The sequence below is a fragment of the Hwanghaeella sp. genome (assembly GCF_965227365.1).
Classification (GTDB): domain Bacteria; phylum Pseudomonadota; class Alphaproteobacteria; order UBA8366; family Aestuariispiraceae; genus Hwanghaeella.
The window spans coordinates 5,153,293-5,176,742 of sequence record NZ_OZ245754.1 but is presented as its reverse complement, the minus strand read 5'-3'; the positions used below and the strand labels follow the sequence as shown (position 1 = coordinate 5,176,742).

The following is a 23,450-nucleotide window of genomic DNA, read 5'->3' as shown; positions in this document are numbered from 1 at the left end:
CTACTCGGCCGCGGCCGGCGCTACATCGCCGGGGGCGTGGTCGAGGTTTTCGAACTTCGAAGAGGCGAAAACCCGGCGCACCATCGGTTCGAAGAATTCGAGAGGCAGTGTGTCGTAGTCCGGGTCGAAGGCGTTCTGATCGTAGTTGTAACAAAAATACTCGCAGTCGGCGTACCAGGGATGGTCCTTGTAGCGATCACGCGCGTTGCGATCGCCACCCAGATGATGAGCGTAATAATACATCTGAAAAACGCCGTGATGCTTCACGATCCAATGGGTCTTTTCGCTGACATAAGGCCGAAGAACCGCAGCGGCGAAGTCACTATGGTTCGACGGGGCCAGCATGTCCCCGATATCGTGGAACAGCGCCGCGACGATCATTTCCTCATCCGCCCCATCGCGATAGGCCAAGGTCGCCGATTGCAGGGAATGGCCGAGGCGCGTGACCTTGTAGCCGCCGGTGCTGTCGTCGAGCGTCTTCAAATGCGCCAGCAGCCGGTCCGCGACGCTATCCCGGAAAGGTTTCTCGTAACTCTCCAGAAGGTCGTATTCCTCCTTGGTTCCGTCTTCCATCCGGACGAAATCCACTACCCGGTCCGTCATACCCGTCTCCCATCTTCAAACCTCGCGATGGTTGGAGTTTCCGGCCATGCACGGCAGGGTGTCAATGAAATCAACTAAGGGAGGGGGCAAGCAGGCCTTGCCCCTGGCGGCTGGGCGCTAGGCGTTCCGGCCGGACGCCACCTGTTCACGCCACGCTACGAACAGACCCGCACCGATAACGATGGCGCAGCCGGCCCAGGTCAGCATTCCTGGGAAATCCCCGAAAATAAGATAGCCGAGCACAGTTGAGGTCACCATTTCCAGATAGGGCGTCACTGCGAGAGCCGAGGCCTCGATCCGATCCGCCGCCCAGAAGACCAGAAGATGCCCGGTCAGCATCACCAGCCCGATCCCGGCCATCAGCCCCCACTGCGCGTCGGTCGGCGGTTGCCAGTCCGGCAAGGCGATCATCGAGGTGAGACCCATGCCGACGATCCCCATCCACCATAGGGCGACAAGGGGCGGCGCATGGCCGGCGGCGCGCCGGGTCAGCACCATGTAGAGCGCGAAACAGATTGCCGCCCCCAACGCCAATGCGGATCCAAGTTGTAGTATCCCGTTCGCCGCATCACCGCCGCCCGCGCCCGGCCGCACGATCAAAAGCACACCGGCCAAGCCCGCAGCCACAGCCCCCCAGCGCCGAGGCCCGACCTTCTCGCCCAGGAACAAGGCCGACAGGGCGACGACCAGCAGCGGGGCGACGAAGAGTACCGCCGTTGCATTGGCGAGCGGAATGTGACGCAAGGACCAGAAAAAGAAGACAGTCGCCATAGCCAGCGCCGCGGCCCGGCAGAACTGCAGCGCAGGATTCGGGACGCGCAGGGCGGTTTTTCCGTACCGGATCAACACCAGTGGCGTCAGCAGCAGGGAATGAAAGAACCAGCGCCCCCAGGTAACCTGCACGACCCCCATATCCTGGGTCACCAGAAACTTGCCGATGGCGTCCCCGAAGGGCAGCAGCAGAAAGGCCGTGATCGCCGCGGCCATGCCGAGGCCGACCGTTCTGCTATCGGCTGCCGAAGGTGTAGAGGCCGGCAAGGCCAAGGCGTTTCCCCTTAACCGGCTCGGTCCGGGAAACGCCGGGCCGTCACCGGTGATTACATGTGAATGGTGCGGTTATCGACGGCCAATGCCGCTTCTTTCACCACTTCGTTTAGCGTCGGATGACCGTGGCATGTCCGCGCCACGTCTTCCGCCGAACCGCCGAATTCGATGATGGTGACGATCTCGTGGATCAAGCCGCCGGCATCCGGACCGATGATATGACAGCCCAACACCTTGTCGGTGGTCTTATCGGCCAGAATCTTAACGAAGCCTTCGGTGGCATTCATCGCCCGTGCCCGGCCGTTCGCCGTGAAGGGGAACTTGCCGGCATTATAGGCGATACCCGCTTCCTTGAGTTCCTCTTCCGTCTTACCGACGGAGGCGACTTCCGGCCATGTATAAACGATGCCCGGAATGGCGTCGTAATTGATATGCGGCTTCTGGCCGGCAATCAGTTCCGCCACGGCGACGCCTTCATCCTCGGCCTTATGGGCAAGCATGGCGCCGGGGATACAGTCGCCGATCGCATAAACGGTCGGCACGTTGGTCCGATAATGGTCGTCGACCTGGATGACGCCGCGTTTGTCGGTTTCGATGCCGAGTTCCTCGAGCCCCAGGCCTTCGGTGTAGGGACGGCGGCCGACAGATAGCAGCACGACATCCGCTTTGATCTCTTCCGCATCGCCGCCGGCGGCCGGTTCGACCGTCAGGGTCACGCCGGATTTCGCCGTCTTCGCGGAGGTCACCTTGGAGGAGAGTTTGAACGCCATGCCCTGCTTCTTCAGGATACGCAGGAAGTTCTTGGAAACTTCCCCGTCATTGGTCGGCAGGATGCGGTCCAGGAATTCAACGACAGTGACGTCCGTTCCCAGGCGCGCCCAGACGGAGCCCAATTCCAGGCCGATGACGCCGCCGCCGATGACGACCATCTTTTTCGGTACCTTGCCCAGTTCCAGCGCACCGGTGGAAGTGACGATCTGCTTCTCGTCCACCTCGACACCCGGGATCGGCGTGGACTCCGACCCAGTCGCGATGATGATATTCTTGGCGGCGACGGTCTTGCCCTTGTCCGGCCCTTCGGTGATCTCCACCTCGGTCCCCGACTTCAGCTTCCCCTTGCCCTTGATCCAATCGATCTTGTTCTTCTTGAACAGGAATTCGATGCCTTTGACATTGTCGCCGACAACCTTGTCCTTGTGACCCATCATGCCTTTGAGGTCGAGTTTCACGCCGCTGGTCCTGACGCCCAGCGCGTCCAAACCGTGTTGCGCTTCCTCGAAGCGTTCGGAGGCATGCAGCAAGGCTTTCGAGGGAATGCAGCCGACATTCAGGCAGGTGCCGCCCAGGGTCGCGCGCATTTCCACGCAAGCAGTCTTCAATCCCAACTGCGCGGCACGAATCGCGGCCACATAGCCGCCGGGTCCGCCGCCAACCACGACCACGTCGTATTGGTTCTCGCTCATCGCTGATCCCTCTTCGTCAATCCGGCCCCTGGATCTCTGCCAAGGGCCCATCGGGCCGCGCCGCAAGGGCGGCCCCAAACCGGACCGCACCATGCCCCAACACGTCTAAAAGGAAAAGAGAATTAAGGACTTGAAGCCTGTCCCCCATAATCCGAATTTCCCATGGGATCGGCCATATTTTGGCCCCAATCATGCGTTAAGAAACGGCAAGATAGCCAAGGACCCGAACCATGAAAAAAGTACTGGCGCCGATTGCCATCGCCCTTTCCCTCGCCGTTGCCGGCAACCCCGCAGTCGCGGCGGAGAAGTCGCCGGAAGAACTGGCCAGGGAAGGTCTGGCGAAACTGTTGTCTGCGCTGGACTTGTTCATCGGCAGCATTCCGCAATATGCGACGCCGGAAATCCTGCCCAATGGCGATATCATCATCCGGCGCATCCATCCGGAAACGGAGAAGACGCCGACACCGGCGCCCGCACCCGCGGAAAAGCCCAAGGATTCGATCTGACGACCGCGCCCCCGACCCCGGTTCCAAGCCGTCAAGGTTTACGGTCCTCCGACGTCAGATACACAAATGCCGCGACGAGCACGCTTGCCGCGATGAAGCCGAACCCAAGCCGATAGGACTCCTCGACCGTCAACCCAATCGACCTACCCCAGTCGAGCGCCACACCGAACCCACCTTGCATGACCGGGATGCCGCCGACGGCGACGACCGTCATCAGGGTCGAAGCCCGCCCAACGAGATGGTCGCCGACCAGTGCGCGGTTATGAGCATTCAAGGTCAGATAGAAATTCTGGCACAACGTCATGCCAAGCAACAGGACGATCACGGCAACGGCCGGCAGGTCGCCAATAACCGCCACGGCACTGAAGCAGAGCGCCGATCCGAAAGCGCCCCCAAGCACGACTTTCTTGCGGGTTCCCAGAAGCCTGTCGAGCGGGCCGAAGATCAGTCCCCCGACCATGGTCATCATGAACAGCGCGAACAACACGGCGCCGGCTTCATGCGTATCGAAACCATGAACGTCCTGAAAATACGGCCCGCCCCAAAGCCCGGCCACGGTCGTGATCGGCGCGAAAGCGACGGTTCCCATTGCGAGCAGTCTGGGAAAATTCCGGTTTCCGAGAATTTCCCGAAAGCCGTGGAACATCGCGCGCCATCCGGTCGGTTGAAAGACCGGACGCGGCACGTGCGGCGGCGCGTTGCGGATTGTGACCGAGCCCAGAATGGCGATTCCCATGATGAAGATGCCGATGGCGAACAAGGCCGGACGCCATCCGACCACATCGACGATCGTCGCCAAGGGGTAGGTGCCGGCAAGTCCGCCGATACCCCCGATCGCCACCATGAAGCCGGATACCTGGGCGAAACGGTCGAGGGGAAACCACCGCGAAAACAGGATATGGGCGGCAGCGGAAGAGGAGGCGAAACCGAAGCCGAGCAAAATCCGCCCCGCATAGACCCATTCCAGTTCGACGGCCCGTGAAAAGACGATGCTGCCCAGTCCGGCGACCCCCAGCATCAGCGGCAGTACCCGCCGCGGTCCGAACCGGTCCAGCGCGACGCCTGCCGGAATCTGCATCACCATCGTCGCGATGAACATCGCGCCGATGACGCTGCCCAGTGCGGAAGCGGAAAGGTTCAATTCCGCCGCAATGACAGGCGACAGGATGCCGCCCGCCGCCCTGTGAAACTGACCGACGGCGAAACACAGTGCACAAAAAACGACGATCCAGACATATGGCAGCCGGTGCAAATCAGGACCGTCCTATGACAGAGACAGAATGTCGGAAGCCGGGACCGGACCGCGGCGTCCGCAGACAGTCACAGTCCCGACAAGACCGACATGAATGTGGGATCAGGGAAGAAATCCGTACTTCCTCCCGACAGTAAGAAGGGCAAAGACCACAATACCGGCGGCCAAGCCTTGAATCTGCGATTTGCCGCGCAACCACCAGACAAGAAGCGCGACGCCGAAAGCAGCTAACCGGTCCAGCATGGGCGCTTCGGCCGTGATATTCGTCGGGAAAAAGATGATCCGTACCATCAACCCAGCGACCATGGCGTAGGCCACCGTGTTCACCCAATCGAATAGCAGCTTATGACTGGCCAACCGGTCGGCAAGGGCGAGGCCCAGCATGCGCCAGACGAAAGTTGCGATCACCGCCAGCCCCATCATGGCCCAGGGAATGAGGGCGTCGGACATTGTCATTCCGGCGCCCTCCCCGTTGCATGGGCGACAACCACAGCCACGGTGCCGCCGCCCAGCCCGGCGGCCAGGATGCACCAGTCACCCAGCACCGGATAGGTAATCGGCCCGAGGATGGCCCCCAGCAGCACGGCAAAGCGGTTGGCCCAGACCCGGGCGCTGGAAACCAGCAGCACAATGTAGAGCGGCGTCACATAGACCGCGACCCGGATCACCGGGTCGGGCACGATATCGCTGAGGTAAAACCCGAAGACCGTACCGAGATTGGCGGCGACATAGACCACGCTGACGAAACCCAGATAGTAGGGCAACACCCCCATCGGCGGCACCTTGGTCCGCGCCGCGGTCAACTGCGCCCAACCGGTAATGGCCAGGAGATGGGCGGTGACGACATTCCGGATCAGGCCTCGGTTATGCTCCTTCAAATGCATCATCGGCAGGCCGGAAACCGTCATCGGCAGCATACGCATATTGGCCAGCGCTACCGCGGTGAAGATCACGGCCCCGCCGGCCCCGGCAGCGTAGAGATCCGCGAAGGCGACCTGGCCCGGCATGCCCCAGACGAACATCGTCGTCGCCACGGTGACGTAGATATCCAACCCCGCCTCGCGCGCGATCGCCCCGAATCCGATCATGGTCGTGAACAGGGCAAAGCCCGGTACGCCGAAACCGTCCCAAGCCCCCATGCGTCGCGCCGCGCGCCAGTCCGCTTGATTATTCGTCACGTCACTCAAGCGTTTTCCTCCGGCAGCAACATGTCTTTGGGGATTGCGGGATGACGGTCCGCCACGAAGCGATATAGCATCCACGAGTTGCTTCAATACAGTGGAAAGCCGTCATGGAACCTGTTCTGTTATCGCTTTGGTCCGGCCTGCCCGTGCTGCTCTTGCATATCGTGGCAACGCTGTTGCTGCTGGGGATCGGGTTGTGGTTCTACGAGAAGGTGACGCCCTATAAGGAATTGGCGCTGATCCGTGCAGGCAACCTGGCGGCAAGCATCACCTTCGCCGGGGCGATCCTGGGCATTTCCATTCCGCTCGCCTTTGCCATGAATGCCAGTTTGGGCCTGCTGGACCTGCTGGTCTGGGGCACGGTAACCATCATCCTGCAGGCGGTGGCCTATCTGATCGTCGACTTCGTGATGAAGGATATGCAGACCCGTATCGAAGCCAATGAAGTTGCTCCGGCCATCGTGATGATGGCCGCCAAATTGGCCGTGGGCGCGGTCGTCGCCGCGGCGGTGGCGGGCTAGTCCGTGCGGAAAACACGGTTCATCTGGTTCCTGCTGACGGTGGCTTTCGTCGTCCTGAGCGCCATCACCGATTTCGAGGATGCCGCCCCACGCAGACCTGTGCCCCCGGACACGGGCCCTGAGGCAAGGGAGAACTTCGATGTCCGGCGCGGCGGCACCGGGCCCGTGCAGCGCTGGCTGCTGCAAGCGGATACGGACCGGGTCCGTTCGACCGGCACCGCTTTCGCCATCGCGGAAGGTATATGGTTGACGGCGCGCCACGTGGTCGATCAATGCGACAGCGTCTGGCTGATCAAGCAAGGCAAACGCATCCAGCCGGACCAGAAGGTCCAAGCAGTGGTTCTGCATCCCGGGGCGGATATCGCCCTGCTGGAACTGGATCTACGCGCACCGCTCACCCAGGCCGTCACCACTGATTATCGTCCGGCGAGAAGCGCGCCCGGCTTTCATTTCGGCTATCCAGGCGGCGATCCGGGCGACGTCTTTTCGCTTTTCCTAGGCGACAGCGCGGCAACGATTCGGGGGCACGGCGCTGCGACCTTTCCGATACAGGTCTGGGCTGCGAAGGAGATCCCGGGCCGGCTCACCTCCCTGGGCGGGTTGAGCGGAGGACCGGCTTTTGACGATACGGGTCGCGTCATCGGCGTCACCATCGCGGAAAGCCCCCGCCGCGGAAGGGTCGCGACGACACCGGCGCGATTGTCGGCCGAGATGATCGAGCTGGCCGGCGCCGCCCCGCAATTCGCCAGGGACAGGGGCATGGCCAAACCGGTCACGGGTTTGACCCCGTCGACGTATCAGGAAAAAGGCGATGCCTTGCGCCGGTCGCTTTCCGTCGTCCAGGTCTATTGCCATGTGAAGATACCGGGACGGCGCAGCCCGCTCGACAATCTCTGATATGGTCGGCTCTCGGCAAGGCTTCGGTCCGGGAGGTTTTCGGGCGTGAACAGTACCAAACCGCTCTGGATCGTGATAGCCGCCGCCCTACTCGGTCTTTGGCTCTACACGGATTTTGACCTGCTGCCGACACCTTACGAATTGGTGCTCGAGCCGGAAAGGGAAGTCCGTGCACCCGGATCCGGCACGGCGTTCAGCGTCGGAGACGGGGTTTGGATGACGGCCCGGCATGTCGTGAATAAATGCGACGGAATCGGGTTCATCAAAAGCAGGAAGATTGTCGGAATCGTGGACCGGGTGGTTCACCATGAAACGGCGGATCTAAGCCTGTTATTCTCAGAATTCTCCGCCCTTCCCTTGGCCATCGCGCAGGCTGATCGGGACCCTCAGCGTCACGATCAGGCATTCCTGATCGGTTATCCGGCAGGCAAGCCGAGGCAGTTCATCGCGTCCCAAATCGAATATCGTGAGATCGAACGCCAAGGCGTGCCGGGTGGTGGCTTTCCGGTCATTGTTTGGGCCGAACGGCCCGATCCCGCGCCTGGCACCGTCTATTCCGGCATGTCCGGCGGCCCGGTCATCAGTGGGGCGGGATACGTCGTAGGGGTTCTGGTCGGCGCCGATAATGCGTTGGGCCGGATCATCGCGAACGTGCCGGCGACTTTGCGGGAAACGATGGCGGAACATCGCATCGGCACTGGCGCTGCACGCCCAGTACCGGACACTCTTTTTGCCGATCCGTCCGAAACCGGGTCGCAATTGCGCGCCGCAAACAGGGTGATCGAAGTCTATTGCCACGTCGAATAGGGAACAAAAAAAGGAAACGCCCCCTATAGAGGGGGCGTCGCCAAACATTAGATTGTCCGTTGGTAACGGATCAGACGTCCAGCAGCAGACGTGCCGGATCTTCCAGCATTTCCTTCAAGCGGACCAGATAGGTAACCGCCTCGCGGCCGTCGATGATGCGGTGATCGTAGGAATGCGCCACATACATCATGTTACCGACCACGATATTGCCTTCCGCGTCGCAGATCGGGCGTTTCTGGATCTTGTGCATGCCAAGAATGCCGGATTGTGGCGGGTTCAGGATCGGCGTCGACATCAGCGACCCGAAGACGCCGCCATTCGTGATGGTAAAGGTACCGCCCATCATTTCCTGCATGGTCAGCTTGCCGTCACGGGCACGACGGCCGAAATCGGCGATCGTCGCTTCAATTTCCGCGAAGCTCTTCTTGTCCGCGTCGCGCAATACGGGCACGACCAGCCCGGACGGCGTACCGACCGCGATACCGATATCGTAGTAGTTCTTGTAGATGATCTCGTCGCCATAGATCTCCGCATTGACGGCAGGCAGTTCCTGCAGCGCGATCACAGACGCCTTCACGAAGAAACTCATGAAGCCCAGCTTCACGTTATGCTTCTTCTCGAACTTGTCCTTATAGTCCTTACGCAGTTCCATCATCGCGGTCATGTCGACCTCGTTGAAGGTGGTCAGCATCGCCGCCGTGTTCTGCGCTTCTTTCAGCCTGCTCGCGATGACCTTCCGAAGCTTCGGCATCTTCACGCGTTCTTCGCCGCGCGGATCCATCGGACGTTCCGGCATCGGCTCGTATGTCGCGACCGGCGGCTTCGGACCGCCGACCGGCGCAGCCGCCGCTGCGGGTGCCTTTGCGGCCGGCGCGGCCTTCGCACCGCTGCTGAGGAAGTTCTGCACATCTTCCTTGGTCAGATTGCCCTTCGGACCGGTCGCCGGAATCTTGGAGGCGTCCAGATTGTTTTCAGCGACCATTTTGGCGACCGCGGGCGACAGGGTGTTGTTGCTGGCCGGTGCCGCAGCAGGGGCGGCCGCCGGTGCGGGCGCCGGCGCGGGTTCGGCCGGCTTTTCCTCAGCGGCCGGCTTCGGCGCTTCAGCTTTCGGTGCTGCCGCGGCTCCCTCTGCAATCGTGCAAAGCAGTGCGCCGACTTCCACCTCGGCCCCTTCGGCCGCAGCGATGTCCGAGACGGTACCGGCCACAGGGGACGGGACCTCAACGGTCACTTTGTCGGTTTCCAGTTCTACCAGCGGTTCATCCACAGCCACGGCTTCACCGGGCTGTTTGAACCAACGCATAATGCTTGCTTCTGTAACCGACTCACCAAGCGTCGGTACGTGCACTTCCGTGGCCATTTTTCTATCCAAGCTCCATTTCGAATGCCGGACCGCGCAACTCCTCGCGCCCGGTCATTTCCGATTGGTCGTTTTGGGTTCAGAATTCCCGCTAACTACTCGCCTATTTCTTGGCTTTCGCCTTCTTATTAGCTGCCGCTTTCTTAACAGCAGGTTTCTTTGCAGCCGACTTTTTCGCCGGGGCCTTTTTCGCCGTCGCTTTCTTTGCGGCTGCTTTCTTCACCGATGCCTTTTTTGCGGGAGCCTTTGTTACGGCGGCCTTTGCGAGCGTCGATTTCCGTGCAGACGCCTTTTTCGCCGCCTGCTTCGGCAAGCTCCGCCGGCCTTCCATGGTCAACGCCTCGTCGATGAAGCGCTGCAACTCGGCAACGTGATCACGCATCCGGCCCGCCGCGGGTGACGCCGCTTCCGGCCGACCGACATAACGCGGACGGGTCGAAACCTTGTTCCCAACCGCTTCCAGCACCTTTTCCAGACGTCGATCGACGAAGAACCAGGCCCCGTTGTTCTGCGGCTCTTCCTGGCACCAGACGACTTCGGCATTCGGAAATCGGCTCAGTTCCGTTTCCAGGGCCTTCTCCGGCCACGGATACAACTGCTCCACGCGCAGCAGGTAGATATCGTCGATCCCCCGTGCGTCGCGTTCCTCCAACAGGTCGAAATACACCTTGCCCGAGCAGACGACCACACGACGGATGTCGCTGTCCTTCGCCAGGCGCTTTTCCCATTGCGCATCGTCCCAGAGCACACGGTGGAAGGTCGACCCTTGGGCCATTTCATCCAGCGAAGAGATGCATCGTTTGTGACGCAACAGGGATTTCGGCGACATCAGGATCAGCGGCTTGCGGAAATTCCGCCGCACCTGACGGCGCAGCGCATGGAAGAAGTTCGCCGGGCTGGTGATGTTGCAGACCTGCAGATTGTCTTCTGCGCAAAGCTGCAGATATCGCTCCAGGCGGGCGCTGGAATGTTCCGGACCCTGCCCCTCGTAACCGTGCGGCAACATCATAACCAGGCCGCACATGCGCAGCCATTTGGATTCACCGGATGCAATGAACTGGTCGATGATGACCTGGGCACCATTGGCGAAATCCCCGAACTGCGCTTCCCACAGAACAAGGGAATGCGGTTCGGCACTGGCGTAACCGTATTCGTAACCCAGCAGACCGAATTCACTCAGCGGGCTGTCGATAACCTCGAACGGCGCCTGCCCCATGCGGATGTTGTTGAGGGGGACGTATTCCTCCTCGGTCTTCTGGTCGATCAACACCGAATGCCGATGGGAGAAGGTGCCGCGCTCGGAATCCTCGCCCGACAGCCGGATCGAGGTCGACTCGCACAACAAGGTGCCGAAGGCCAGGGCTTCTGCGGTTCCCCAGTCGATATCCTTGCCGGTTTCGATCATCTTGCGCTTGGCTTGAAGCTGACGCTTGATCTTGGAATTCAGGTTGAAGTTCTGCGGCACCGCGGAAATCGCGTACCCGACTTCCTTCAACAGATCGATATCGACGCCGGTTTCACCGCGACGGGCCTCACCGGAAGCGATGCCGAGACCGGCCCATTTGCCTTCCAGCCAGTCCGCTTTGTTCGCCTTGAAGGAATGCCGTGCCTCGAACTGCGCATCCAGATGGTTCGTGAACTCCTGAACGATCTTGAAGCCTTCGCCTTCCGGGATCGTTCCTTCGCTCTCCAACTGGTCGGCATAAATCTGACGGGTGCGCGGATGTTCGCCAATCCGGGTGTACATGAGCGGCTGGGTAAACATCGGCTCGTCGCCTTCGTTATGCCCGTGCCGGCGGTAGCACCACATGTCGATCACGACATCCTTCTTGAACTTCTGCCGGTATTCGATCGCAATCCGCGCCACGTGGACGCAGGCTTCGGGGTCGTCGCCGTTGACATGGAAGACCGGTGCGTCGACCAGCTTTGCCATATCGGAGCAATACGGCGAGGAGCGGGATTTGCTCGGCGCGGTGGTGAAACCGATCTGGTTGTTGATGGCAATATGGATCGTGCCGCCGGTCCGATAGCCGTCCAGCTGGCTCAACAGGAAGGTCTCAGCGACAATACCCTGGCCGATGAAGGCCGCGTCGCCATGCAGCAGAATGCCCATGACCTTCTCGCGATCCTCGTCGCCGCGCTGCCGCTGCTTGGCGCGAACCTTACCCAGGACGACCGTATTGACCGCCTCCAGATGGCTGGGGTTGGCGGTCAACGACAGGTGGACCACGCGGCCGTCGAACTCCCGGTCCGCGGAAGTGCCGAGGTGATACTTCACGTCACCGGAGCCCTGAACGTCTTCAGGGCTTGTATTGATGCCCTCGAACTCCGCGAAGATCGCCTGATACGGCTTGCGCATGATGTTCGCCAGAACGTTCAGACGGCCACGGTGGGCCATGCCCAGAACCGCTTCCTGCAGGCCGAGCTGCGCGCCGCGCTTGAAAATCTGTTCCAGCATCGGGACCAGCGACTCGCCGCCATCCAGACCGAAACGCTTCGTGCCGCGGTACTTCTTGTCCAGATAGGTTTCGAAAATGTCGGCCTGGGTGAGGCGCTCCAGGATCGTCCGCTTGCCAAGATCGGTGAATTCCGTCCGGTTGCGGATCCCCTCGATGCGTTCCTGAATCCAGGATTTCTCTTCCGGGTTCTGAATATGCTGGAACTCGACGCCGATCGAACCGCAATAGGTTTCCTGACAGATCCGCACGATTTCCCGCATCGAGGCGGATTCGAGCCCGAGATAATAGTTGATGAAGATCGGCCGATCCATGTCCCGATCTTCGAACCCGTAGGTCTTCGGATCCAATTCCGGCTGGTAGTCCGGCTCATGCAGGTTCAGCGGATCGAGATGTGCGACCGCATGGCCGCGCATCCGGTAGGCACGAATGATCATCAGGGCGCGGATCGAGTCCAGCGTGGCCTGCCGAATTTCCGCCGCGCTGGCGCCCGGAGTCCCGGCCCGCGCCAGACGGCGCAGAATTTCGTCGTAGGAGGTGCCTTCGTCCGTCAGCTCGCCGAAGCTCTCGGTCTGCTCCTCGCCTTTCGGACCGATGACCGTGGTCGCGCGCGGCGCCCAACTCGGCCCCCGATAACCCTGAAGGAAGTTCAGGTCGCCGTCCTCGAGTCCGGAAAAGAACTCAGCCCATTGCTGGTCCACCGAAGCGGGGTCGTTCAGGAACTTCTGGTAAAGCTCAGCCACATAGGTTTCGTTGGCTTGAAAAAGCGGCGTCGTGTTCCCGGCATAGGTCATCACGCATCTCCCTTTTCGGTCGGCGGCAACGGGACCCACCCGATCGGCGCGACAGAGACCGGTTCAGCCAGGGGCGCCATTCGGACGGCAAGCGCCGGATCAGCGATACAATCCCGACAGTTTCTCATCGCAGCGTAGCACATGGACCCAAGATAAAAGTACTGGGACAAGGTCACAGTAACGGTGCTGTCTCTCAACGTCGTATGATACCGACCAAACCTTTTTGAAATCCAGGTATAAAGAAGCAGCGCCGGGGATTACCCCGGCGCCGTTCTTACTTCAACCCTTCATTACTTCCAGCATCGTCGTTCCAAGCGCCGATGGGCTCTCGGATACCCGAATACCGGCACTGCGCATCGCCTCCATCTTGGAGTCCGCCGTGCCCTGGCCACCGGAAATAATGGCACCCGCATGGCCCATACGCTTGCCCGGAGGCGCCGTACGGCCCGCGATGAAGCCGACCATCGGCTTTTTGACCTTGGAGGATTTGACGAATTCGGCCGCTTCTTCTTCGGCCGTGCCACCGATTTCCCCGATCATGATGATGCCTTCGGTGGCATCGTCATCCAGGAACATTTCCAGGCAATCGATGAAGTTGGTGCCGTTGACCGGATCACCGCCGATACCGATACAGGTCGTCTGGCCCAGACCCGCGGCGGTGGTCTGCGCAACCGCTTCATAGGTCAGGGTTCCGGAACGGGAGACGACACCGATCTTGCCGGCACGGTGAATATGCCCCGGCATGATCCCGATCTTGCACTGTTCCGGCGTGATGACACCCGGGCAGTTCGGACCGATCAACCGCGTCTTGGAACCGTTAAGCGCGCGCTTCACCTTCACCATGTCCATCACCGGAATGCCTTCGGTGATGCAGACCGCCAGTTCCATTTCGGCGTCGATCGCCTCCAGGATCGCGTCGGCCGCGAAGGGCGGCGGCACGTAGATGACGGTCGCGTTCGCGCCGGTCGTGTGTTTGGCCTCCGCCACGGTGTTGAAGATCGGCAGGTCCAGATGCGTACCGCCGCCTTTGCCCGGCGTCACACCGCCGACCATCTGCGTACCGTAGGCGATCGCCTGTTCGGAATGGAAAGTACCCTGCGCGCCGGTGAAGCCCTGGCAGATGACTTTCGTGTCCTTGTTAACCAGAACGGCCATCAGTTCGCCTCCTTCACAGCGGCCACGACCTTTTCGGCCGCGTCTTCCAGATTGTCGGCGGAGATGATCGGCAGGCCCGATTCCGCCATGATCTTCTTGCCCTGCTCCACGTTTGTGCCTTCCAGGCGCACGACCAGCGGCACGTGGAGGTTCACCTCACGGGAAGCCGCGACCACCCCTTCGGCGATGACGTCGCACCGCATGATGCCGCCGAAGATGTTGACCAGGATGCCTTCGACATTCGGGTCACTGAGGATGATCTTGAAGGCCTTGGTCACGCGTTCCTTGGTAGCGCCGCCGCCGACATCAAGGAAGTTGGCGGGATCGCCGCCCTTCAGCTTGATGATGTCCATCGTCGCCATGGCAAGGCCGGCACCGTTGACCATGCAGCCGATCGACCCGTCGAGCTTGATGTAGTTCAGCTCGTGCTTGGTCGCTTCCAGCTCCATCGGGTCTTCTTCGGTTTCATCGCGCATGCCCGCGATGTCCTTGTGACGGAACAGCGAGTTGTCGTCGAAGTTCATCTTCGCGTCGAGCGCGATGACGTCGCCCGCGCCGGTCACGACCAGCGGGTTCACCTCGACCATGCTGGCGTCCAGCTGGGTGAAGGCGTTGTACATCGCCGTCAGGAACTGGGTGCAGCTTTTCACCTGGTTGCCTTCCAGGCCCAGCGCGAAAGCGATCCGCCGGCAATGAAAGCCGGAAATGCCGGTCGCCGGATCGACGGAGACACGGATGATTTTTTCGGGATGCGCTTCAGCGACTTCCTCGATTTCCATCCCGCCCTCGGTGGAGGCCATGATGGTGACTTGGCTCGTTGCGCGGTCCAGAAGCAGGGAGAGATAGAGTTCGCGGGCGATGTCGCAACCGTCTTCGATATAGAGACGGTTCACTTCCTTGCCGTCCGGCCCGGTCTGCTTGGTGACCAGCGTCGCGCCGAGCATGGCTTTGGCGTTCTCGCGCACGTCCTCGACGGACTTGCTGACGCGAACCCCGCCCTTGTCGGGATCGCCGCCCTTGAACCGGCCGGCCCCGCGGCCACCGGCATGAATTTGGGATTTAACGACCCAGATCGGACCGCCAAGTTCGTTAGCCGCCTGTACCGCTTCGTCGACGGTGTAGGCCACCTGCCCGTCGGGCACGGCAACGCCGAACTTCCGCAGAAGTTCTTTGGCCTGATATTCGTGGATGTTCATGTCGCTTAAGACTTCCCCGTGGCTATGATCACGCCCAAACCCCTTCCGTTCGGACTTGGCACCGTACCGGCACCAGATCCCTGCCCCGAAAGGGACCGGCAAGTCGGCGGCAAGGCTGTGGAACGGCCCCGTGAACTGTGCCGCTGGGCTTCGCCTTTCCGCCCACCATCCGCGGCGTCCGCATACCATCAGGAACAATGGATTTCCGGGCCCCGCTGAGCGGGCGTAATTTAGCAACCTTTCTACTCAACGCAACCGGATCAGCCATAATAATGCCTAGGCGCGGCACCAAAAATTCCACTTGTCTCGATAGGTTTTCTCAATGGTTCGGGCGAACCGCCCCGCATCAAGAAGCGGTGAGGCCTGCAATCTTTCGCGCAGGCCCGCGGCGTAATCGGCACACTGGGTCGGTTCCCCGGCAAGGCCGGCCGCCGACGCGATATAGGACTCTTGGTCTTCCGCGATCAGTTCCGGCAGGTCCAAATGGGTCAGAATCGAAGCGCCGACGCGGGCGGCATGACGGTCGCCGCGAAGGGTGATGACCGGCGTTCCCATCCACAAGGCATCGAAGGTCGTCGTGGTGCCGTTATACGGAAATGTATCCAGCGCGATGTCGATTTCGTTATAGGCGGCGAAGTGTTCCGCCAGGCCCGGCACCGTGCCGCGTAGCGACAGACGGTCCGCTTCGATGCCGCGAAGGGCGAAGGCATCGGCGAGCGACCTGCGGGTCTCCGGATCGTTCAGCGACCGGGCCTTCACCAACAGCCCGGCCGAACTGCAGTTCTTCAGGATCGCCGCCCAAACATCCAGGACCGTCTCGTTCACCTTGGCAAAATTGTTAAAGGAACCGAACCGGATCGGCCGATCGCTGAGCGGCGGCTTCACCACGGGAACATCGACGGGCGGGCGGTAGCACAGGAATCCCTCCGGCAGCCGAACGAGTTGTTCAGACCCTGTATCCGCATCGCGCATCGGCGGGTCCGCAATCGCATCCGTGAGCCGAAAATCCATTTCGACAAGCCCGGTGATCCCCGGATACCCCAGCCACGTCATTTGAATGGGGGCGGCACGCCGGGCGAAGACCGGCAGTCGGTTGCCGGAAGTATGGCCGGCTAGATCGACAAGGATGTCTATCCCGTCGGCAAGAATCCTCTCCGTAAGCGCATCATCGGTCCACCCGGAAGTATGAACCCAATGGTCGGTCGCCGCGCGGATCTTCTCCGACATCGCATCGAGCCGGGCGACGTCCGCATAACACCAGACGTCGACTTGGCGCCGATCGTGCGCCTCCAACAGCGGCAGGATGAAACTGGCGACGGGATGCTGTCTAAAATCGGGAGAGACATAACCGACCCGCAAAACACGATCGGCGTTCCTTGAATTTGCAAATCCAGCGGAATACGCACCCCGCTGCCCAACCTGCATCGACAGTGCCTTGCCCCATTCGCGATGGGCGGCTTGGATTTCATCCGATGTAAGCCGATCGTTGTAATGCATCGACATCAATCGGTTGTCGTGGCCGGTTCGAAAATCGGGACGCTGTGTTACCACGCGGTCGTGGTGTCGAAGCGCCTCATCGTGATGCCCCTGACTCTGACGGATCACCCCCAGATTGGATTCGACTTCGATCAGGTCCGGATCGGCCGCCAATGCGTGCTCATATGCCTGCGCCGCTTCCTCCAACAAGCCCATACCTGCCAGAAGGTTTCCCAAGTTCGTCCAGGCCGGCGCAAAACCCGGTCTCAGGCGGACCGCATCGCGCAAATGACTGAGCGCTTGCTGAGGTTGGGTCGCCGTCAACAGCGATCCCAGGGAAAACGCGATATCCGGATTATCGGGCGCGGCCGTGCGAGCCCGCCCGAGACAATCCGTCGCGACATCCGGTCTGCCTGCCGCGTTGGCGCAAAGCGCCATCAGGTACAGGCCTTCGGGGCCATCGGGCTGGTCATGGAGGTAACGGTTCAAGGCGGCAACCGCGGTCTGACCATCGCCACGTGCCAGGGCGTCCTTCGCTTGCTGCAAGTCGTCGTCGCCGCTCACTCGGCCTCTCCGTTCGACGATAGAACTCGCCGGTACGTTCGCACAAAGAAAGAAGCCGCGCTCTCCGATTGGAAAGCGCGGCTTCTGAACCTACACCGAAGTCGGTTTCGGCAAGTTCGCCTTTAGGAAGAAGACGTGCCCGACGCGGCGGGGGCCGTCTTCGCGGCGGCTTTCTTCGCGCGCGCCTTTTTACCGGACGACTTTTTGGCGGCGGATTTCTTGGCCGCCGACTTTTTTGCGGAAGCCTTCTTGCCACCGGCCTTCTTGGCCGCCCCCTTCTTCGCGGGTGCGTCCTTGCCGGCATTCTTTTCGATATCCGCGGCGACCTTGTTCAGCGCCTGCACAGCGTCGATCGACTTCTGCAGCATCTTTTTCTCGGCTGCATTGAGCGAGATCTCAACGATCTTCTCGACACCGTTCGCCCCGATGATGCAGGGCACGCCGACATAGAGATTCCGCACACCGTACTGCCCGTTACAATGAGCCGCAGCGGGAAGCAGCCGGCGCTTGTCCTTCAAATAGGACTCCGCCATCACAATCGCGGAAGAGGCCGGCGCATAAAAAGCGGAACCGGTTTTCAACAAACCGACGATCTCAGCGCCACCGTCACGCGTGCGCTGAACGATGTCGGCGATGCGCTTCTTCGTGGACCAACCCAGTTTCAGCAGATCCGGAACCGGAATACCCGCAACCGTCGAATAGCGGATCAACGGCACCATCGTGTCGCCGTGACCGCCAAGCACGAAGGCCGTGACATCTTCCACCGACACCTTGAATTCATCCGCCAGGAAATAGCGGAAGCGAGCCGAGTCGAGCACACCGGCCATGCCGACAACCATGTTGGTCGGCAATCCGGATGCTTTCTGCAGAATACCGACCATCACGTCGAGCGGGTTGGTGATGCAGATGACGAAAGCTTTCGGCGCGTATTTCTTGATCCCCTCGCCGACCGACTTCATCACGCTGGTATTGATGCCGATCAGGTCGTCGCGGCTCATCCCCGGCTTACGGGCAACGCCGGCCGTCACGATGATCACATCGGCGCCCTTGATCGCGCTGTAATTCTTGGAACCGGACATAGCCGCGTCGAAGCCTTCGACCGGCGATGCTTCCGCCAGATCGAGCGCCTTGCCCTGCGGAATGCCGTCCATGATGTCAAACAGAACGACGTCGCCCAGTTCCTTGAGACCTGCCAATAAGGCGAGCGTGCCGCCGATGTTTCCAGCGCCGATAAGCGCTATCTTGTTACGAGCCATCCCCTTCCTTCCTGATGGTATTGAACCATGCCGGTATGTGTTTCAGAGCCGTGACCTTCAATACGATGCCATCGCCACACAATCCAGAAGCGGCGGCCGCTGGCGCTCGCAACCGGTGTGGTACAGGAATCATTTATAATGAGCAAGGATATTGCCGTTTTCCTGTCAATCCCGAAAGCTTGTATCCACAGCATTCTATACATTTCCGTCCTTCGCCCCTGCTCACGACAGAGTGAAACGTTGTCATCCCCCCAAACCGTTGCCGAATTGCATCTCACCACCCACCTAACGGGCAACGAAGGCCGGCATGGACCGGTCTGTAAAATCTATATGGAGTGGGTCGATGAATGTGTTCATTCCCGGCGGACGCGGCAGCAAGCGTCTGGCACGGTTAAGCATCGCGGCAGGCATGGGCCTGTGGGCGGTCATGGTTGTCGGTTTGACGGTGATACCGTTGGACCGCGGAACGGTCAGCGAAGGTGTTTATGCGTTGACCGGAACCTTGACCCAATATGTCACCGAGGACGGCGAACGCACCGTGAAGCCCCTGCCGCTGCCGCGTTAAGAGTGGGATAACCCGGTTCTGAATAAATCCGGACGGCGGGCTGTCTTTCAACGGCCCGCCGTCTGGCCAAGTCGACAATGAGGGAATAGAAGTCGAACCGACAGAACCACCACCAGCCTGATCGGTTTCCCATGATCCAAACGCTATTCAGTCCCCTGCGCCGCCTGTACGACTGGACGATGCGGATGGCGGCACACCGGCTGGCGGAAAGATACCTGGCTTTCGTTTCCTTCATCGAAAGCGTCATCTTCCCCATCCCCCCCGACGTCATGTTGATCCCGATGGTATTGGCCCATCGCGACCGATACCTTCGCTATGCGACCGTCTGCACCATCGCCAGCGTGATCGGCGGTGTCGGCGGGTACCTGATCGGTTATGGCCTGTTCGATGTCATCGGCGAGCCTATCGTCAGCTTCTACGGTTACGAGAAAGCGCTCGATCAGGCGCGTGCCTCCTTCGAAGAATACGGCTGGCTGATCGTCATTGGCGGCGGACTGACGCCCCTGCCGTTCAAGATCGTTACCATCGCATCCGGCGCGATGGAGCTCGACCTCATGACATTCGTCCTTGCCTCCCTCGTCAGCAGAGGGATGAGGTTCTATATCGTATCCATTCTATTGCGCCTGTTCGGCGGGCCGATCCGCACCTTGATTGAAGAACGCTTCGGTCTGATGACCACCGCCTTCTTCATTCTGTTGGTCGGCGGATTCCTGGCCGTGAAATGGCTGCATTGACGCGCCACGCCGTCACAGGTTCGACAGAAACGAGGAACGCATGGACGCCCGACTGAAATTACCCAGCCTCCAGCAAACACCGGCACTGGTCATGCTGTTCATTGCGCTTGTCCTGGGCACGGCCTACTTCTTCGAGCATGTGCTGGACATCCATCCTTGTGCCTTGTGCCAATACCAAAGACTGGCTTGGTGGATTGCGTTGGGGCTGGCCGGCGTGACCTACTATCTTCGCCGCCGGAGGATCCTGTTGCTCTCCGGCCTGACGCTGACAATCATCGTGATCCTGGCCGGTGCCGCCACCGCCGGATACCATGTCGGCGTGGAGCAGAAATGGTGGGAAGGGCCATCGTCCTGCACCAATAGCGGGCTGAACGATCTGGACATCAATGCCCTGAAGGACGCGATCATGAACGCGCCGGTGATCCGGTGCGACGAAGTGGCCTGGAGCCTGTTCGGCATCTCCATGGCAGGCTACAATCTCTTGCTGGCACTTGGCGCTGCGTTGGGGATCGGCTTCCTGATCCGCAATGCTTTTCGACAGGACACGGTTTGAGGCGGTCATGAACGGCGAAACGACAGAAAGCAGGACCAAACCGGCGCGCGGCCCGCGCTACCTGCCCGGTGACCCGCGTCCCGCCGAAGACGTCGCCCGGATGATCCGGGTCGATCAGGCGGGCGAATTCGGCGCCACCCGGATCTATGCCGGACAACATGATGTGCTGCGCCGAACGCCGTCAGCCTCCCTGATCAAGCATATGGCGGAACAGGAACAGGAACACCTGGACACGTTCAACAAGATGCTGACGAAGCGTCGTGTCCGCCCCACCATCATGACACCGATCTGGCATGTGGCGGGATATGCAATGGGCGCCGGCTCAGCCCTGTTGGGCGAGAAAGCCGCCATGGCCTGTACCGTCGCAGTCGAGGAAGTGATCGACGAACACTATGCCAAGCAGGCCGAAAAGCTGGGTGAAGACGAAGCCGACCTGAAAGCGACCATCGAGAGGTTTCGTCAGGAGGAACTGGAGCATCGCGATATCGGCTATGCCGAAGGCGCCGAGCAGGCCCCCGGGTACCCCGTACTGACGCGCGCGGTGAAGACCGCGTCAAAACTTGCGATCTGGCTCTCGGAACGGGTCTGACTTCACCCCCTTCGCAGCGACCACCCCGAAAGACTTTGGCGGCTAGAGCAGAATCGTGGCCTGCTGTTGTCCGGTATTGCCAAAAAGCGCGAGGGTTCCAGATGTCCCTGTCACGGTTCGAAAGCCGCTTCGTCCGTCTTGAACAGGATTACCCGACCGGCATGACCGCACCGGCGGTGCTGCAACGCGCCTTGGCGATGCTGGCGGATTTGGCCGCGGATACGCTGGAGACCGATGCCGAGCGGGCGCGCATCCTTATGACCGGGGCCGCCCTTCGTATCGAAACGCTGTTTCGGGACTGGCCGGACGTGGTCGCCCCCCTGACAGAATGGCGGCGAGACATCACGCTGTTCCCCGCCGATGACGGCATGGCGCTGCGCTGCCGCGCGATCCGGCAGGCCGAGAGTAGAATTCGATCGATTGTCGAGGAAGCCCCGCCCCCGACAGGTGACGAGCTGCCTTACCGTTCCAGTTCCATGTCCCAGTAGAGATAGTCGTTCCAGCTTTCATGCAGGAAGTTCGGCGGGAAGGACCGTCCGTTTTCCTGCAGCAGATAGGTCGATGGCTGCCGTACTGCCCGACGCAATGGCATATGGGCCTGTTCGGGGGTCCGGCCGCCCTTGCGCAGATTGCAGGGGGAACACGCCGTCACGACATTTTCCCAGGTTGTCCGCCCGCCCTGACTACGCGGAATGACGTGATCGAAAGTCAGTTCCTGCGCATTGAAGCCGGTGCCGCAATACTGACAGGTCAGTTTGTCCCGAAGGAAAACGTTGAACCGGGTGAATGCCGGTTGCCGCGATGGCCGAATATAGTCCCGCAAGGCGATGACACTGGGCAGCGCCATGGTGAAACTGGGACTGTGGACTTCCGTTTCGTATTCGGAGAGGACGGAAACGCGATCGGAGATCACCGCCTTGACCGCATCCTGCCAGGTCCAAATGGAAAGCGGAAAATAACTCAACGGTCTGAAGTCCGCGTTCAACACCAACGCCGGACAATTATTCAAGGCCGTGTTCACCGCAATAAACTCCCGTTTTAGCGGGGGCCACCCTTGCCAAGGTTGATCGAAAGCTACACGGATTCTTCGAACGCGCACAAGGAATGCGGCAACCGGGTAAGAAAATATCACCAATTTGTAAGAAAAAACCCTCGCCGCTTCTCACCCGTTCAAATACCTGGCAAGGAAATCCATCGCCCGTCTCAATCCGGCGGGGTCGATGGAATGGGGCACGCCGGGACAAATCAGCGTCTCCACAGCAAAACCCGCATCCTGCAGGGCACCTGCGGCAGCAGGGGTTGCCTGAACCGGCACCACGTCATCGGCGTCACCATGAACGAGCAGGATGGGCGGCCTGCTGCGGGCCTCCTCCAGCAAAGCCTCGCCGGCCAGCAACGCACCGGAAAACCCAACCACCGCCGCAAGCGGGTCAGGCCGCCGCGGCGCGACGTGAAGCGACATCATCGTTCCCTGGCTGAAACCGACCAGCGCCACTGAGGACGCATCGAGGCCGAACCGTGTCATTTGCTGGTCGATAAACCCGTCCAGGATCGGCGCCGCCATTCGAATGCCGCTCAGCATCACATGCGGGTCGCGATCCTGCAGCGAGAACCATTGCCGCCCATAGGGCGCCATGTCGCAAGGAAAGGGTCCGTCCGGTGCGATGAAGTGCGCATCCGGCAGGACGCTCGCCAGATGCGGCGCCAGGGCAATCAGGTCGCTGCCATCCGCCCCCAACCCATGCACCAGAATAACGAGCTGCTTCGCCTTGCCGCCCGAAGCCGGGCTCTCCTCCGGACCATCCAAATCCATCAACATGTACTATCCCCTGATGTCACGCCGGTGCGCCGCGGTAATAGTGCCACAGGAATACCGACATGGCGCTGCGCCAAGGCGCCCAGTCCTTGGCAAGGTCCCGTGCCAGCTTCGGCGTCGGCCTCGCCTCGAGCCCCTTAAGGCGTTTCATCGCTTCCTGAAGCGCGATGTCCTCCCCCGGAAACAAGTCCGGGCGGCCGAGCGAAAACATGCAGTAGATCTCCGCGCTCCACAGGCCGATCCCTCTCAATCCCATCAGAGATGCGATGATCTCCTCGTCCGGCATACTCGGAAAGGCGTCGATCGGCACAAGGCCGGAGGCGACCCCTTCCGCGATCCCTTTGCCGTACCGGATCTTCGGTCGCGACAGGCCGGCGGCCTGCAAGGCTTCATCCGGCTGCGCCAGGAATGCTTCCGCCGTGGTTCCCGGCATGAGATTCTCCAGACGGCCCAGAATCGCCCGCGCCGCCTCCTTCGAGATCTGCTGATTCACCACGATGGAAAGCAGAGCGGGAAAGCCGCCCGGCGCGGTGCGCGGCTCCGGATAGCCAACCAGCGTCAGGGCATCGGCGACCTGGCGGTCCCGCGCGGCGACCGTGTCCAACGCCTTGATCAAAGTCTGTTTGTCCACCAGATAACACCCTGCCTGAAACACCCGA

The 23,450-nt window shown here is 60.9% G+C and carries 23 protein-coding genes and 1 pseudogene; 9 read left to right on the top strand and 15 right to left on the bottom strand.

From position 1 onward, the window contains the following. The 3 genes from ACQK2G_RS23865 to lpdA form a co-directional block, all read right to left on the bottom strand. Positions 1–603, bottom strand: coding sequence for an HD domain-containing protein (locus ACQK2G_RS23865; protein WP_425407540.1), 603 nt, complete (start codon positions 601–603; stop codon positions 1–3). Positions 604–720: 117 nt separating this feature from the next. Next, positions 721–1,647: a DMT family transporter gene (locus ACQK2G_RS23860; protein WP_425407539.1), complete on the bottom strand. Its 927-nt coding sequence runs from the start codon at positions 1,645–1,647 to the stop codon at positions 721–723. 53 nt (positions 1,648–1,700) lie between these two features. Continuing rightward, positions 1,701–3,110: a dihydrolipoyl dehydrogenase gene (gene lpdA / locus ACQK2G_RS23855; protein ID WP_425407538.1), complete on the bottom strand. Its 1,410-nt coding sequence runs from the start codon at positions 3,108–3,110 to the stop codon at positions 1,701–1,703. A gap of 230 nt (positions 3,111–3,340) precedes the next feature. Here lpdA and ACQK2G_RS23850 point away from each other — a divergent pair, with 230 nt between their 5' ends. Then, positions 3,341–3,616 carry a hypothetical protein gene (locus tag ACQK2G_RS23850; protein ID WP_425407537.1) on the top strand — a complete coding sequence of 92 codons (276 nt, stop codon included), beginning with the start codon at positions 3,341–3,343 and terminating at the stop codon, positions 3,614–3,616. Positions 3,617–3,647: 31 nt separating this feature from the next. On the opposite strand, the gene ACQK2G_RS23845 is transcribed toward ACQK2G_RS23850, so the two are convergent. The 3 genes from ACQK2G_RS23845 to ACQK2G_RS23835 form a co-directional block, all read right to left on the bottom strand. Next, the gene (locus ACQK2G_RS23845) at positions 3,648–4,868 is read right to left on the bottom strand and encodes an MFS transporter (RefSeq protein WP_425407536.1); all 1,221 of its coding nucleotides are present in this window, start codon (positions 4,866–4,868) and stop codon (positions 3,648–3,650) included. A 102-nt stretch (positions 4,869–4,970) separates the two neighbouring features. Then, entirely contained in the window at positions 4,971–5,324 is a 354-nt protein-coding gene (locus tag ACQK2G_RS23840) for an AzlD domain-containing protein (protein ID WP_425407535.1), read from the bottom strand. Beyond that, the gene (locus ACQK2G_RS23835) at positions 5,321–6,046 is read right to left on the bottom strand and encodes an AzlC family ABC transporter permease (protein WP_425407695.1); all 726 of its coding nucleotides are present in this window, start codon (positions 6,044–6,046) and stop codon (positions 5,321–5,323) included. The genes ACQK2G_RS23840 and ACQK2G_RS23835 overlap by 4 nt, the downstream gene beginning before the upstream one ends. A gap of 113 nt (positions 6,047–6,159) precedes the next feature. On the opposite strand from ACQK2G_RS23835, the gene ACQK2G_RS23830 reads away from it, so the two are divergent. Genes ACQK2G_RS23830 through ACQK2G_RS23820 form a run of 3 tightly spaced genes read left to right on the top strand, consistent with a single transcriptional unit; the run spans position 6,160 to position 8,277 of the window. Continuing rightward, complete coding sequence (locus ACQK2G_RS23830) at positions 6,160–6,573, top strand: DUF350 domain-containing protein (protein WP_425407534.1); 414 nt, start codon at positions 6,160–6,162, stop codon at positions 6,571–6,573. A 3-nt stretch (positions 6,574–6,576) separates the two neighbouring features. After that, positions 6,577–7,470, top strand: coding sequence for a S1 family peptidase (locus tag ACQK2G_RS23825; RefSeq protein WP_425407533.1), 894 nt, complete (start codon positions 6,577–6,579; stop codon positions 7,468–7,470). 45 nt (positions 7,471–7,515) lie between these two features. Next, positions 7,516–8,277 (top strand): S1 family peptidase, encoded by a 762-nt coding sequence (locus ACQK2G_RS23820; RefSeq protein WP_425407532.1) that lies wholly within the window; start codon positions 7,516–7,518, stop codon positions 8,275–8,277. 70 nt (positions 8,278–8,347) lie between these two features. On the opposite strand, the gene odhB is transcribed toward ACQK2G_RS23820, so the two are convergent. From odhB to mdh, 6 genes and pseudogenes are all read right to left on the bottom strand, one after another. Further along, a complete protein-coding gene (gene odhB, locus ACQK2G_RS23815) occupies positions 8,348–9,637 on the bottom strand; it encodes a 2-oxoglutarate dehydrogenase complex dihydrolipoyllysine-residue succinyltransferase (protein WP_425407531.1) in 1,290 nt (429 codons plus the stop codon). A gap of 103 nt (positions 9,638–9,740) precedes the next feature. Continuing rightward, the gene (locus tag ACQK2G_RS23810) at positions 9,741–12,887 is read right to left on the bottom strand and encodes a 2-oxoglutarate dehydrogenase E1 component (RefSeq protein ID WP_425407530.1); all 3,147 of its coding nucleotides are present in this window, start codon (positions 12,885–12,887) and stop codon (positions 9,741–9,743) included. A gap of 279 nt (positions 12,888–13,166) precedes the next feature. After that, complete coding sequence (gene sucD / locus ACQK2G_RS23805; protein ID WP_425407529.1) at positions 13,167–14,042, bottom strand: succinate--CoA ligase subunit alpha; 876 nt, start codon at positions 14,040–14,042, stop codon at positions 13,167–13,169. Then, positions 14,042–15,238: an ADP-forming succinate--CoA ligase subunit beta gene (gene sucC, locus ACQK2G_RS23800; protein ID WP_425407528.1), complete on the bottom strand. Its 1,197-nt coding sequence runs from the start codon at positions 15,236–15,238 to the stop codon at positions 14,042–14,044. Before sucC ends, sucD begins: the two co-directional genes overlap by 1 nt. Positions 15,239–15,514: 276 nt before the next feature. Beyond that, positions 15,515–17,278: a tetratricopeptide repeat protein gene (locus ACQK2G_RS23795; protein WP_425407527.1), complete on the bottom strand. Its 1,764-nt coding sequence runs from the start codon at positions 17,276–17,278 to the stop codon at positions 15,515–15,517. 320 nt (positions 17,279–17,598) lie between these two features. Then, positions 17,599–18,534: pseudogene (mdh, locus tag ACQK2G_RS23790) on the bottom strand (malate dehydrogenase); the annotation flags it as partial. Positions 18,535–18,877: 343 nt separating this feature from the next. Between mdh and ACQK2G_RS23785 the strand changes: the two are divergent. From ACQK2G_RS23785 to ACQK2G_RS23765, 5 genes are all read left to right on the top strand, one after another. Continuing rightward, positions 18,878–19,099, top strand: a complete 222-nt coding sequence (locus ACQK2G_RS23785) for a hypothetical protein (protein WP_425407526.1) — start codon at positions 18,878–18,880, stop codon at positions 19,097–19,099. Between the two features lie 131 nt (positions 19,100–19,230). Beyond that, a complete protein-coding gene (locus ACQK2G_RS23780) occupies positions 19,231–19,833 on the top strand; it encodes a YqaA family protein (protein ID WP_425407525.1) in 603 nt (200 codons plus the stop codon). A gap of 40 nt (positions 19,834–19,873) precedes the next feature. Beyond that, a complete protein-coding gene (locus tag ACQK2G_RS23775; protein ID WP_425407524.1) occupies positions 19,874–20,386 on the top strand; it encodes a disulfide bond formation protein B in 513 nt (170 codons plus the stop codon). Positions 20,387–20,393: 7 nt separating this feature from the next. Beyond that, the gene (locus ACQK2G_RS23770) at positions 20,394–20,975 is read left to right on the top strand and encodes a demethoxyubiquinone hydroxylase family protein (protein WP_425407523.1); all 582 of its coding nucleotides are present in this window, start codon (positions 20,394–20,396) and stop codon (positions 20,973–20,975) included. A gap of 101 nt (positions 20,976–21,076) precedes the next feature. Then, complete coding sequence (locus tag ACQK2G_RS23765) at positions 21,077–21,463, top strand: hypothetical protein (RefSeq protein ID WP_425407522.1); 387 nt, start codon at positions 21,077–21,079, stop codon at positions 21,461–21,463. Here the strand turns inward: ACQK2G_RS23765 and ACQK2G_RS23760 are convergent. The 3 genes from ACQK2G_RS23760 to ACQK2G_RS23750 form a co-directional block, all read right to left on the bottom strand. Continuing rightward, on the bottom strand, positions 21,436–21,996 hold the full coding sequence (locus ACQK2G_RS23760; protein ID WP_425407521.1) for an HNH endonuclease: 561 nt from the start codon (positions 21,994–21,996) through the stop codon (positions 21,436–21,438). The genes ACQK2G_RS23765 and ACQK2G_RS23760 overlap by 28 nt on opposite strands. A gap of 141 nt (positions 21,997–22,137) precedes the next feature. Then, positions 22,138–22,794 carry an alpha/beta hydrolase gene (locus ACQK2G_RS23755; protein ID WP_425407520.1) on the bottom strand — a complete coding sequence of 219 codons (657 nt, stop codon included), beginning with the start codon at positions 22,792–22,794 and terminating at the stop codon, positions 22,138–22,140. Between the two features lie 16 nt (positions 22,795–22,810). After that, positions 22,811–23,422, bottom strand: a complete 612-nt coding sequence (locus ACQK2G_RS23750) for a DNA-3-methyladenine glycosylase family protein (protein ID WP_425407519.1) — start codon at positions 23,420–23,422, stop codon at positions 22,811–22,813. Between the last annotated feature and the right edge of the window lie 28 nt (positions 23,423–23,450).